Genomic DNA, 13,157 nt, shown 5'->3' on the forward strand with positions numbered 1-13,157 from the left:
GAATTATTGAGAATATAGCACTATTTTCATTGTTAAAAAGCGACCAAAGCACATTCATAGGCAGGATCCTAAGCGGTAAGATCATGAAAAAGATAGAAAAATCATTCTGCTCTGCCGCCCAGCACATGACAGGGAGGCCATGTGCTGGGTGTACAGGGGGCGAGCTTGTCTTGCCGTGACGAATCGTTTCAGCCGGACCAAGCATCCAGTGAATGCTCGGTCCGGCTGAAACGGTGAGTGTCATTCATCTGCAGCGTGCCGCTGGAGGAGACCCTTCGTTCGCCCTTTACTGTGCAGCTAAGTAAATCGGTGATGGAGTCAGTTTGGTATTACTCTGATTTTCTTTGATCTGTGTTGAAGGTCTTGCCACATCACTTGCCGATACATAAAGTGAAGTTTTCTTTAATATCAGATAGATACTGACTTGCCGGAGTCCCCTTGGGGGAAAGTGAGTCAAGTCAGCGATTTGAGAGGTTGATCACAGATGCGCATGGTGTGATGCCGGCCTCGTCTGCAATCGTTTCCCGCCGATATGCTCGGTTGTTCAATCTCTACCAGTAGTATTGAGTCACGGATGTGATTCGGGAAGTTTTCATGCCAACATTCAAATCCTACACTACCATTCTTCCTTCCAGCCTGCTGACGCATCGCTACTTGGGTCTGGGGTTGTGGTATTTCTGGGCTGAACCGTCAGCTCCAGGTTCAATGCCGACAAGAGCTTGAAGAAGGTCTCCAGCTTGGTGGTATCAGGGTGCAGCTCGAAGTTGGAAACCGTGTCCTGCCGGATCCTCACCTTGCCGGCCACTTTCCCTTGGGAAAGCTTCTGGGTAAGTCTGACATCTTTCATGTAAGTGCTGAGCTGATGGGCATTGGTGACTTTCATGACTTGGTTACCTGGCTGAATTGATATCTCTACATTACACGCTATAGCAGGTATATCAAACATTACACGCTAAAGCAGGTAGGGGAAGTATTACACGCTGAAGCCGTTAAGGCTTCTAATACCTGTTATAACGGGTAGATTTAAAGCAGGGCTATTTGTTCCGACGAAGAAAACTGATAGCCCATCGCCTTATAACCCTTCTCGCGCTTGCTAAACATCCGCTGCAACATGGGCAGGCCAGTGTCTACATAGTCGTACACTGTTACTTCCTGCTTGCCATCCGCCTCGCGATGTATCCGGCCAGCGTATTGCGCTAACGTCCCTTTCCAGGCGATGGGCAAGGCCAGGAACAGCGTATCCAGTCGGGGTAGATCAAACCCCTCGCCAATGTATTTGCCGGTCGCCACCACCACCTGCGCATCGTGAAGCCTGGCTTCCACTTCTCTGCGTGCTTTAACCCCCATGCCTCCTTTAAGGATGACAGTGCTGATGTCAGCATCTGACAGCAGATTAGCGAGTATCTCGGCATGTTCGCGGCGCTCGGTCAGTAGCAGACAGTTTGCGCCCTGCTTCACGCTCGATATGACATCCCGGACTATTTCCTCATTTCGAACCCTATTTTCGGCAAGCCACTGATAAACAGTCGCGATATGCGGGCGTTCTCCCGGCTTGATGAAATCGGTGGGCGGTATTTCATGTCTATCCCGTACAATCACGCGCTGGGTAAAGCGGGTACTGTGATCAGTCGTCACCTTATGACGAACGGGACCGGCGACCATAAACATGATTTTCTGATGACCATCCTGGCGATCTGGGGTGGCCGTCAGACCGAGCATATACTTGGCGCTGATTTCGTTGAGCAGCATCTCGTATCGTGGTGCCGAAATATGATGGCACTCGTCGATAATAATCTGGCCATAATGGCGGACGAACTCGGCTATGGTGTTATCTTTTTTGCTGATCAGGCTTTGGTAGGTTGCCACATCAATCTGGCCGGACGCTTTCTTCTTGCCGCCACCGAATACGCCTATGGTGGCTCCGTCAAGAAAAGACGCCAGCCTTTCCTGCCACTGATCCAGTAACTGTCGGCTGTGAGTCAGGATCAGGGTATTTACCTTTCTGCTGGCGATAATTCCGATGGCGGTGACTGTTTTACCGAAAGCAGTGGGGGCATGCAGAATGCCGGTATCGTGTTCGATGAGCGCATTGACGGCAGCGAGTTGGCTGTCTCGTAAATCAACGCGTAGTTTGAGCCCTTCTAATCTGGTTCCTGATACTCTGCGATCTGCTAATTCAACCTGAATATTTTGCTCGAGCAGCAGCTTACGCACTTCGTCCAGGCAACCCCGAGGCACAGACAGATAACCTTGCTCGATGCGTGCGCAGGAGATGTAGCGGGGGATGCCATGGGTAGAAAAGCGCAGCGCCTGGGTTTTGAAAAATACCGGATTGGCAAAACTCGCCAGGCGTTTTATTCGTACTGCCAGAGGCCCGGGGAGAGCAGCCAGTTTGATGTAAATATGGTTTGCCAGTGTCACCGTCAATTGCTCAGGGCATCCTGTTAATGGGCCTGAATCTACCTTAATACCTTGCTCCCAAGGGGCTACTGTATCGTCTGTTGGTGCGGTATGGGGTGGCTCGCCGACCCAGGCTTGAAGACGGGAAGCACAAACTCGCTTTAACTCGCTCAGAAATGCCCATTGGTCTGAATAGGGTTGCAGATCATCATCCACAAAAACACTGCATCCACGGGAGCGAGCTTCATGTTGCAAAGGTAGGGCGATCAAATTACCAAAACCACCTTGTGGCATTATATCCTGGTTGGGAAACAAGCGGTCATATGAGTCGAATGATAAGCCAGGGTGCAACTCCATGGCCTTGTCTATCAGCTTGAAGCCAAAGGCTCTGGCCGACCAGGCCGGAACCGGCTCTGAGAAGAAAACCCATAAATGAGCACCGGCTCCAGAGCGGGATATCTCCAGAGCATAGGGAACCTCTTCTTGGTGGCATGCTTGAGCTAACGCTTTTACGTCTGCTGCCCAATCAGCCTTGTCAAAGTCGACCGCCAGCAGATGGCAAAGGTTGTTTGGCAACAAAGGATATAAACCGGCCACCAGTTTTCCTGAAAGGTGGGCATACAGCACTTTATTATCCAGAGGTTTGAACTTGCGATGAGAACAGTCGCCACACTTGATTTTGGGTTTCTTGCATATTCCTTGAACCCACTCGTTCTCACAGGCTACTGCATAACCCGAGCGGCCATTGGTGCCCTCCCAGCGTATAGCATGGACATCGGTACGGCCTATAAATAGCTGTTGAAACAGCCCAACCTTTTGGCTCGGTGTCAGCTGTGGACCCATAATGATGGCTTCTGACCGAAGCAGTACTTGCTTGCGGGCAAGCAGGGCCGCCTTTTCACGTTCCAGCTCTGTCAGTCTGGCATCAATCGCGCTGAGTTCATCACTCGTTTGGATATCCACATCCTCCCGATATCTTGACGGGTAACTTACCCATCAGTCGCGGTACCTGATTAAAGATTCGCACAAATCTTGTCTGGTGCTAAGCAAATATAGCAACGATTACCGTTTGATTTGGTAACGAGTGCTGCGGCCTCCGCCCGGTAACTTCTCGATGCAGCCTTTTTGTAGCAGATCTGCCAGATGCCTGGTGGCGGTTGCCTTGCTGACCTTGGCTACTTTCTGGTACTGAGCGGCACTGATCCCCCCCTCAAACCCTCGTTCACCGCCGTCCAGCAGTCGGTTAAGCACCTTGGTTTGTTCAGGGCTCAACCCTGAACCCTGATGTTCACGCCAGAAACGTGTCTTTTGCAGAGTACCGTCGATAGCGGCCATGGCTTGGTCAAGCGTTTGATCAAAGGTATCGATAAACCATACTACCCAAGCCGTGACATCAAGCTCACCCCGTTGGGTTTGTTCCAGAATGTGGTAGTAGTCATTGCGTCGTTCCAGAATGGCGACGGACATGGCGTACAACCGAATACTTTGGTTGTCAGCCTGTGCCAATGCCATATCGGTGAGGGCTCTGGTAATACGGCCATTACCGTCTTCAAATGGGTGCAAGGTAACAAACCATAAGTGGCAGAGTGCAGCCCGTAAAATGGGGTCCAGGGTTTGCTCGTTACGGCTGTGATTAAACCAGTCGATAAACTGTTCAAGCTCGGCAGCTAACTGATCTCGGGGAGGGGCCTCAAAATGGACTTTCGGTTTATCCAGTCGACCAGAGACGACTTGCATGGGTTCATCGCCACGCAGTTGTCCAACTCTCAATGAGTGGCTGGTCAGCATGCCAGCCTCGTCAGGAAATAACCAAACATGCCATTGCAATAGTCGCTCTAGCGTCAGAGGGTGCAGATAATCCTGGATCGCATCCACCATCATGGCAGCCAGCCCTTCGGAGCGCTCAGAAACCGGATAAGGATGTTCCTCCGTCACCTTCAACCGCCGAGCCAGGGAAGAGCGTACTGACTGTACATTCAGGGTTTCGTTTTCGATGGCAGAGGAAGCAACAATACTCTGTAACAGGGTATCCAGTGCTTGCTGCGCATCTTGGCACTGACTAACGCTGGCTTTGCCGATCAGTACGCCAGATTTGAGTCGGACATCACGCAAACGTGGTGCAACAATAGCTTCATTCCAGGTGAATGAAGGCCAGCTTGGCTGCTGCCAGATCCAGGTTGACGACATAAGCGCTCATTCTTAAAGCAGAAGATGAGCCGAATATAGCGTTTATTCGGCTCATCAATCAAGCCGTTTAGATGCGTTATTCGGCTCACGGCTGAGAGCGATACTCGTATCGTGGCTGTTTTACTTCTATCCGCCTTATTTTCCGATACAGAAGCTCGAGAAAATTTTGCCTAACAGGTCATCAGAGGTGAATTCACCGGTGATCTGGCTGAGCTGCTCCTGGGCCAGGCGCAGCTCTTCGGCCACCAGCTCGCCGGCCATGTACACTTCGAGTTGTTCCTTGGCCACTATCAGGTGTTGGTCGGCGTGGTGCAGGGCGTCCAGGTGGCGACGGCGGGCACTAAAGCCGCCTTCCAGTCCGCCTTTAAAACCCATGCAGTCTTTCAGGTGCTCTTTAAGCGCCTCTACACCCTCGCCGGTTTTGGCTGAAATCGGGTAGACGGGGTGTTCGCCATCGCTAACTACTACCAGGGCTTCGCCGCTTAGGTCGGCTTTGTTGCGTACCACGGTCAGACCAATATGGGCGGGTAGACGGTCGATAAAGTCGGGCCAGATGTCTTTGGGATGCAGGGCATCTGTGGTGGTGCCGTCCACCATGAACAGAATGCGATCCGCCTGCTCGATTTCGCTCCAGGCCCGCTCTATGCCGATGCGCTCTACCGCATCCGTGGCATCGCGCAGGCCGGCGGTGTCGATAATGTGCAGTGGCATGCCGTCCAGATGGATATACTCGCGCAAGACATCGCGGGTAGTCCCGGCGATGTCGGTAACGATGGCCGACTCTTTACCGGCCAGGGCGTTCAGCAGGCTGGATTTGCCGGCGTTGGGGCGCCCGGCAATCACGACCTTCATGCCTTCACGCATAATGGCGCCCTGGCGGGCCTGGCGCTGTACTTCGGTCAGGCGATCCATAATGGCGTACAGGTCGCCGGCGATTTTACCGTCCGATAAAAAATCCACTTCTTCTTCGGGGAAGTCGATGGCCGCTTCCACATAGATGCGCAGATGGATAAGGGCTTCTACCAGCTCATGTACATGATGGGAGAATTCGCCCTGCAGCGATTGCAGGGCCGAACGGGCGGCTTGTTCGCTGGACGCTTCAATCAAGTCGGCAATGGCCTCGGCCTGGGCCAGATCCAGCTTGTCGTTTAAAAAGGCGCGTTCACTGAACTCGCCGGCATTGGCGGGGCGCAGGCCGGGCAGAGCCAGAATGCGACGCACCAGCATGTCGAGCACCACGGGGCCGCCATGGCCCTGCAGCTCCAGCACGTCTTCACCGGTAAAGCTGTTCGGGCCTTTAAACAGCAGCGCTATGCCCTGGTCCAGCACCTGGCCTTGCTGATCTTTAAAGGGTAGATAGTCGGCATAACGTACCTTGGGCACCTTGCCCAGCACTGCCTGGGCGACGGTTTCGGCCTGGGGGCCGGACACGCGTATTATGCCCACACCACCCCGGCCAGGGGCGGTGGCTTGAGCCACTATGGTATCGTTCGACATCTGTTCTTACTCCTGCGTGCGGCAGTAAAGGGTACGGTACACAGACTCGCCGTAACCCCCTTCATGGGGGCTCGGCCGAGCCATCCGTCTACTGCCTCTTATTTCTATCGTATCTAATAAAAAGGCGACCCTGGGGTCGCCTTTAGTGTATTGATTTCTGGCGTTAGCGGCCAGCAAGCAGCCTTAAGAGGCGGCTTTGCTACCGTGCAGGCCTTTCTTCTCCAGCTGGCGGAAGATATACCACTGCTGAGCTATGGTCACTACGTTACTGACCAACCAGTACAGGGTTAAGCCCGCAGGGAACCACAAGAAGAAGAAGGTAAAGATGATCGGCATAAACTGCATCACCTTCTGCTGCATGGGATCCGTCACCGTGGTGGGGCTCATTTTCTGGATCAGGAACATACTGGCGCCCATCAAGATAGGCAGCACAAAGTAAGGGTCACGAACCGACAAGTCGTCAATCCAGAGCATGAAAGGCGCATGGCGCAATTCAACGGATTCCATCAATACCCAGTACAGGGAGATGAAAATCGGCATCTGGATAAGAATAGGTAAACAGCCGCCCAGCGGGTTTACTTTTTCTTTCTTGTACAGCTCCATCATGCCCTGGGACATCTTCTGGCGATCATCACCGTGGCGCTCGCGCAGGGCCGCCAGCTTGGGCTGCAGCATGCGCATCTTGGCCATGGAGGTGTACTGTGCCTTGGTCAGCGGATACATGATACCGCGTACCACGAAGGTGGTCAGTACGATGGCCAGGCCCCAGTTGGTCACGAAGCTTTGCAGGAAGTGCAGCAGCTTGAACAGGGGTTGGGCAATAAACCATAACCAGCCATAGTCGACGGTCAAGTCGAGGTTTTCGGCGGCTGCAGCCATTTCATTCTGCAGTTTTGGGCCTAACCACAGGTCGGCAGACAGGGTTTGTTCTGTGCCCGGTGCCACGGTAACCAGTGGCGCCTTGAAGCCGATGGTCGCCTGACCCTGGTTATTCAACGCACGGCTATACAGCTGGTTTTGTTCTTGCTGTGGCGCAATCCACGCAGACACAAAATAGTGCTGCAGCATGCTCACCCAACCACCTTCCGTGGTTTGGTTCAGATTGGCTTCTCGTACTTTTTTAAAGTCATACTTGGTGTAGCGGGTCTCGCTGCTCGAATAGGCCGGGCCGCGATAAGCGGACGCCATCAGCATGCTGCCACCGTCGTGATAGGGGCTTTCCATGCTCTGCTTGAGCTGACCATAAAGCTGGGCCTGAACTGGCTCGGCGCTCTGGTTATCTATGTTGTAGTTCACCTGCACCACGTGGCTGTTACGGGCCAGGATAAAGGTCTTGGTGAACACCACACCCTTGTCGTTGATGAAGGTCATGGGCACGGTCAGGCTGTCCTGATCGGCTGCCAGCACATATTGCTGCTGTTCGGCATGATAAACGGGACGACCGGCAATGCTGCTGTCGGGGCCATCACGGCCAATCAAGCCACTTTGTGCCACGTTGACGAAGTTGGCATCGTTCATCAGCAGTACAAACTTGTCGTCAGAATCCAGGCTGTCGTCGTGTTCCAGCAGCTCGGCACGAACAACATCACCACCCTGGGTATCGATGGTGAGTTTCAGCGTGTCTGAGGTCACGGTAATCAGGTTGCGGCTGGCAACGGCGGGGGTCGCTTCGCCAGGTACTTCGCCACTGACCTGATCGGCTTGAGGGATAAAATCGCTATCTCCCTGGCTGGCCGTGGTTTGGGTCGTGGTTGGCTGAACTTCTGCTGGATTTTGAGCGCTATCCCACTGTTGCCAGATGAGGAAACTCACCAGCAGCAGAGCGATAATCAATATATTACGTTGAGATTCCATAGTTTATTTTCTTCGCTTTGTCGGGACCGGATCGTGTCCACTTGGACCTAAAGGATGGCATTTTAATAGACGTTTGATCGTTAACCAACCGCCTTTTAAAAAACCGTGGAGCCGGATGGCTTCAATGGCGAATTGCGAACAGGTGGGAGTAAAACGACACCTGGGTCCAAGCAGTGGACTGATGATCAGTTGGTAGAGGCGTATCAGGCCTACGCTGAGTCGTTGCAGCGGCGAGAAAGCGTGCGCCATAACCTATCCAGCAGCTCGAACAGCTCGTCATTGGGTACATCTCCAACCCCTTTCTTGGCGATCACCACAATATCAACACTGGGTAACTGATGTTGCTTCAAGCGAAACGCTTCACGGGCAACACGTTTGACCCTGTTACGCCAGACGGCACGTTTAAGTGCTTTTTTAGGTACGGCTAACCCAAGTCTTGGATGACCTAAATCGTTTGGTTTGGCAAGAAGTGTGAGATGCGGGGAGGCGGCTCTGACAGGGTTGTCGAAGACGTTTTTAAAATGGGCGGGAGTTAACAAACGTAACTCCCGTGAAAAGGTGTGCCTGGCCATTAGGCGCTCAGACGGGCACGACCTTTGGCGCGACGAGCGGCCAGTACTTTGCGACCACCTACAGTGGCCTTGCGAGCACGGAAGCCGTGGCTGCGTTTGCGCTTCAAATTTGAAGGTTGAAAAGTGCGTTTCATAGTAGTTATTACCGCTGTGTCAGTTTGTTATACAGTTTGACCATGTACTCGACAGACGCATAAACATCACCGAGACGGCCCCACCAAAGAGGCCGAATTCTAAACAGTTCTGCATATAACGTCAATCCACATGGCGTTGATTGACGACCAATTAACGAGAAGTATTTTCCCGTCACGGTCGATCCCGGGATCCTTAATGATCGCGGGGCTGGGATTATACAGCGCCCTTGGGTGTTGGCAACAAAAACAACACGCTTAACGAAGCACTAAATACGGCTGAATACGATCAGGATCCCGACGGCCGCCAGAGAAGGGGGGAGCGTTCAGGATCCGATATCGTTACGCTGCCGGCAACACCTTGCGCAGAAAGGCGCGGGTGCGGGGATCGCTGGGGTTGGTCAGCAAGATGTCCGGTGGGCCCTGTTCCACTATGTGGCCACCATCCATGAAAATCACTCGGTCGGCCACATCCCGGGCGAAGCCGATTTCGTGGGTGACCACCACCATGGTCTGATGCGCCAGCGCCAGTTTCTTCATCAGTCCCAGTACCTCGTCGACCCACTCCGGATCCAGTGCCGAGGTGGGTTCGTCAAACAGCATCACCTTGGCATGGCTGGCCATGGCCCGGCCTATGCCAATGCGCTGCTGCTGGCCACCAGACAAGGAGGAAGGGTAGGCGTTGGCTTTATCCTCCAGCCCGATATCACCCAGAATACGCAGGGCCTCGGCATTGGCTTCGGCCTTGGGCTTTTTCCAGACGGTGATCAGCCCTTCGGCGATGTTGTCGCGTGCCGTCTTGTTGGCAAACAAGGCATAATTCTGGAAAACAAAAGAAGTGCGCTTGCGCAGCGCAATGGCGTCTTTGCCGCTGTGTTTGGCCAGGTTGATGGCAAAGCCGTCTATGTCGAGCGTCCCTACCTCTGGCGTTTCCAGCAGGTTAAGACAGCGCAACAAGGTAGATTTTCCGGTGCCCGAAGGCCCCAGGATCACGACAATCTCTCCTTTTGCAATGTCCAGGCTGATGTCGTTGAGCACGGTTTGGCCATGATAAATTTTGGTCAGATTGCGTAGGGTAATCATGGTGCTCCTAGTAAGCCGCGTTCAGGTGGCGTTCCAGCCGGGTCTGCAAATAGGTAAAGAACACCACCACAGCCCAGTAGATCAGGGCGACCGCAATAAAGGCTTCGAAAAACTTGAAGCTGCTTGACGCCTCTTTCTGGGCCGAGGCCATGATTTCGGCCACCCCCAGGGTGAAGGCCAGCGAGGTGCTCTTGATCATGTCGATGAAGTAGTTCATCAACGAAGGCGTGGCGATGCGCGCCGCCTGAGGCAGTATGATGCGCTTCATCGCCTGACCGCGCGTCATGCCGATACTCATGGCCGCTTCCATCTGACTCTTGTGTACACTCAGGATGGCGGCGCGGATCGACTCGGCCATGTAGGCGGCAAAATGCAGCGTCAGGCCGATGACGGCGGCGCTGAAAGCATCGAGGCCGATAAAGATCGGCATGATCTGCGGCAGGCCGTAATACAGCAGAAACAGCTGTACCAGCAGCGGCGTACCGCGAAAGAAGGAGATGAACAGCTTGGCCAGGGCGTTGAGCCCCGGCAGCTGAAAGGTTCGGATCACCGCCAGTCCACCGGCGATAATCAGGGCGAATACAAAGCCCAGCAGCGCCATTTCCATGGTCGTGCCCAGATATCTGAACAAGATAGGAAACAGCGCCAGCGTATACTCGAAATCAAATGGCATAATTATTTGCTGCTAATGTCCGCGCCCAACCACTGCTGCGATATTTTCGTCAAGGTGCCATCGGCTCTCATCTCGTCCAGCGCCTGATTGACTTCGGCCAGCAGGGCTTCCTGCTCGGGATTCTTCAGGAAGGGAAAGGCATTTTCCATGGTCTCGAAAGGCTTTCCGGCCAGCTGCAATGGCAAACCGGCTTCCTTGATCAACTGGGCAGAGCCCACTCTGTCCATGACGAAGGCATCGGTACGGCCCAGGGCAACGTCTTGCTCCAGATTGGTTTCGTAAGTGATGATGTTGATTTCGTTGTTGGTGTCCTGCTTGCGCATCAGCTGCTCGAAATTGGAGCCCAGGTTGACCGCCACCTTCTTGCCTTTCAGATCTTCTAATCCCTGAATGCTGTCGTTGCCTTTACGCACGACTATCTGTGCGCCGTCATAGACATAGGGAGTAGAAAAATTATATTTCTCCAGGCGTTCCGGCGTAATGGTGATCTGATTGGCGATGGTATCGATGCGGCCGGTTTCCAGCATGCCGAACAGGCCGGAGAAGTTGGTGGTGACAAACTCCACTTCTTTATCCAGGCGCTCACCAATTTCGTTCCATACATCAACTTCAAACCCTTGTAGCTTGTCTTGCTGAACGAAGGTGAAGGGAAAATAACGACCGGACATGCCGACTTTGACGGTATCGGCGGCCATGGCGGGCGTGAGCATGGTTGCAGACAAGGCGAGGGCGCTACCCAGCAGGGTAATGGACTTGAGCATGATGTATTCTCCTTGTGCCTATCGGCACCATATTAAAGTGTCGCCATGGTCGGATGGCATGACGATAAAAGCGCTTTGTGATTGGTCAGCGGTCGTTTGCCATATTTTACAGGCTTTTAACATACAACCGCAACACGTAGCAGACCGACTATTACAGCTGAGAGAGGGGACATCAAGCAGATTGAAAAAATGCAGGGCGAGGAGACGACGGGGGGCCAGCAAGGCAAGTAATGGAGTGCCTGCTGTGCAGGCACTCGACCAGGCTTATTCGGTAATGCTGAATGTGCCTTTCATAATGCCGATGTGGCCGGGGAAAGAGCAGAAATAGCTATAATTGCCGTCAGCTTTCATGTCTGCAGTGCTGAAGGTTACGCTGCTGCTCTCGCCGCCGCCAATCAGAGCCGTGTGGGCAATCACGCGATCATCATCTGCTTTCAGGTAATCATGATCGGCACCTGCGCTCATACCATCGTTGGCAATGGCTTGCATGTCTTCCGTGGTGCTCAACACCCAGTTATGGCCCATTACGTTTTTGGCCATGGTGCCGGTGTGATGCAAGGTAACGGTCACCTCTTCACAGCTGGCAGGTACGCTCAGCTCTTTTTGCTCGAATTGCATGGCATCGTTGCTGTTGATTTCCAGGGTACATTCATCAGCAGCAAACGCGGGCAAGGTGGCGGACATCAGTACCAGGCCGGCAAAATAATGTGTCTTTTTCATGCGTGTCTCCTCAAGGTGGTTATGGAGCCAGTCACAGCACTAGCGGTGAGCCAGCTGCGGCTACCCTAGCATAGATTTTGAGAATAATATTCAGTGGCGAAAAATAGTACGACAATAATTGCAGATCAAGAAAGTATAGACGACGATCCTCCGGCAAGGGACGATCGTGACTTTGTTACAGCGAGACGGTAACGGGTGCAGTTATCATCGCTACAGCCTAAATAATGAAAGCCTTTTTATGCCAGCCAAAAACAGCATGTTCGCTTTTAAAAAACTTAATAATTTGACCAAAAAAGAGATAGGAAGAAAGTATCTGGTAACCACTATTGTTGCCATTACTCAGAATACTCAGTTGTCCCTCTCCGGTAGCAGCCACTGGGTAAACATCCGAGTAGCGGCTGATGGGTGGCGATGACTGGGCTCCAACAGGCACAGATAGCCCTTGCTGGGCATGCTGTGGGGCAGGGCCTGTATTAGGGTGCCTTCCTGCAGGTAGGGCTGCAGCAGCCGAGCCCAGCCGAGGGCGACCCCCTGGCCTGCCAAGGCCGCCTGCATTAGCAGCTGGTAGCTGTTGGCCTTGAGGGTACGGGCGGGAGCCTGGTAGGGTTCCGCAATAGCCTCAAACCAGTCTTCCCAGGTCAGCCAGTCGTGGTAGTAGTCCTCCAGTTCCAACAAGGTATGTTCGCGCAGCATCTGTTGTGGGCTGGTGATAGACCCGGCCTGTTGCAGGTAACCGGCGTTACACACGGCAATGACTTCTTCTTGTTCCATGATGCGGCTGATCTGTACTCCAGACGGCTCCATTTCTCCGGGTACCAGATAATACAGGGCAAGATCGAATTCGCTTAGATCCAATTGTCGCGGATCGGCCGTGGTCAGGATACGGATCTCTAGCTGTGGATAGAGTTGCTGTAGTTCGGGTAATTTGCGGGTCAGCCACATGGAGGCGATGGTGGGGCTGGATGCCAGTGTCAGCTGCAGGCTGCCCTGACTACGGGTCAGGGCGGCAGTACCGCTGGCCAGCTCTCGCAGCAACCGCTGTACCAAGTTGAAATAACGTTTTCCAGCTGGAGTCAGGGCTACGCCCAAGGCATCTCGATGAAACAGAGGCCGCCCCAGACACTCCTCCAGTCGCTTGATTTGCCGACTGATAGCGCTCTGGGTCAGGCTGAGTTCGGTCGCCGCCTGGGTGAAACTCAGGCTGCGCGCCGCCGCTTCAAAGGCCTGCAGACAATTAAGGGGAGGTAGGGGCTTGATCCGTTCGGACATATTGGCTTCC

13 protein-coding genes are annotated in these 13,157 nt (G+C 53.5%); all 13 read right to left on the bottom strand.

What is annotated here, in order from left to right:
* Positions 1-616: 616 nt before the first annotated feature.
* The 13 genes from ACN0VL_RS08970 to ACN0VL_RS09030 all read right to left on the bottom strand — a co-directional run bounded on the left by ACN0VL_RS08970 (position 617) and on the right by ACN0VL_RS09030 (position 13,147).
* Positions 617-883, bottom strand: a complete 267-nt coding sequence (locus tag ACN0VL_RS08970) for a helix-turn-helix domain-containing protein (protein ID WP_417616571.1) — start codon at positions 881-883, stop codon at positions 617-619.
* Between the two features lie 140 nt (positions 884-1,023).
* Positions 1,024-3,363, bottom strand: a complete 2,340-nt coding sequence (locus tag ACN0VL_RS08975) for a TOTE conflict system archaeo-eukaryotic primase domain-containing protein (RefSeq protein ID WP_417616573.1) — start codon at positions 3,361-3,363, stop codon at positions 1,024-1,026.
* Positions 3,364-3,462: 99 nt separating this feature from the next.
* A complete protein-coding gene (locus ACN0VL_RS08980; RefSeq protein WP_417616575.1) occupies positions 3,463-4,587 on the bottom strand; it encodes a Fic family protein in 1,125 nt (374 codons plus the stop codon).
* Between the two features lie 135 nt (positions 4,588-4,722).
* Entirely contained in the window at positions 4,723-6,084 is a 1,362-nt protein-coding gene (gene mnmE, locus ACN0VL_RS08985) for a tRNA uridine-5-carboxymethylaminomethyl(34) synthesis GTPase MnmE (protein WP_417616577.1), read from the bottom strand.
* A 183-nt stretch (positions 6,085-6,267) separates the two neighbouring features.
* The gene (gene yidC / locus ACN0VL_RS08990) at positions 6,268-7,938 is read right to left on the bottom strand and encodes a membrane protein insertase YidC (RefSeq protein ID WP_417616579.1); all 1,671 of its coding nucleotides are present in this window, start codon (positions 7,936-7,938) and stop codon (positions 6,268-6,270) included.
* 3 nt (positions 7,939-7,941) lie between these two features.
* Positions 7,942-8,187, bottom strand: a complete 246-nt coding sequence (yidD, locus tag ACN0VL_RS08995; RefSeq protein ID WP_417616581.1) for a membrane protein insertion efficiency factor YidD — start codon at positions 8,185-8,187, stop codon at positions 7,942-7,944.
* A complete protein-coding gene (rnpA, locus tag ACN0VL_RS09000) occupies positions 8,148-8,510 on the bottom strand; it encodes a ribonuclease P protein component (RefSeq protein ID WP_417616583.1) in 363 nt (120 codons plus the stop codon). Before rnpA ends, yidD begins: the two co-directional genes overlap by 40 nt.
* Positions 8,510-8,644, bottom strand: coding sequence for a 50S ribosomal protein L34 (gene rpmH / locus ACN0VL_RS09005; RefSeq protein WP_188630650.1), 135 nt, complete (start codon positions 8,642-8,644; stop codon positions 8,510-8,512). Before rpmH ends, rnpA begins: the two co-directional genes overlap by 1 nt.
* Before the next feature lie 339 nt (positions 8,645-8,983).
* Positions 8,984-9,724: an amino acid ABC transporter ATP-binding protein gene (locus ACN0VL_RS09010; protein WP_417616585.1), complete on the bottom strand. Its 741-nt coding sequence runs from the start codon at positions 9,722-9,724 to the stop codon at positions 8,984-8,986.
* A gap of 7 nt (positions 9,725-9,731) precedes the next feature.
* Positions 9,732-10,397: an amino acid ABC transporter permease gene (locus tag ACN0VL_RS09015; protein ID WP_417616587.1), complete on the bottom strand. Its 666-nt coding sequence runs from the start codon at positions 10,395-10,397 to the stop codon at positions 9,732-9,734.
* Positions 10,398-10,399: 2 nt separating this feature from the next.
* Entirely contained in the window at positions 10,400-11,158 is a 759-nt protein-coding gene (locus ACN0VL_RS09020; RefSeq protein ID WP_417616589.1) for an amino acid ABC transporter substrate-binding protein, read from the bottom strand.
* A gap of 264 nt (positions 11,159-11,422) precedes the next feature.
* Complete coding sequence (gene azu / locus ACN0VL_RS09025; protein ID WP_417616591.1) at positions 11,423-11,878, bottom strand: azurin; 456 nt, start codon at positions 11,876-11,878, stop codon at positions 11,423-11,425.
* A gap of 348 nt (positions 11,879-12,226) precedes the next feature.
* Entirely contained in the window at positions 12,227-13,147 is a 921-nt protein-coding gene (locus ACN0VL_RS09030) for a LysR substrate-binding domain-containing protein (protein WP_417616593.1), read from the bottom strand.
* Positions 13,148-13,157: the final 10 nt, after the last annotated feature.

It is taken from the genome of Oceanisphaera sp. (assembly GCF_048268965.1).
Taxonomy (GTDB): domain Bacteria; phylum Pseudomonadota; class Gammaproteobacteria; order Enterobacterales; family Aeromonadaceae; genus Oceanimonas.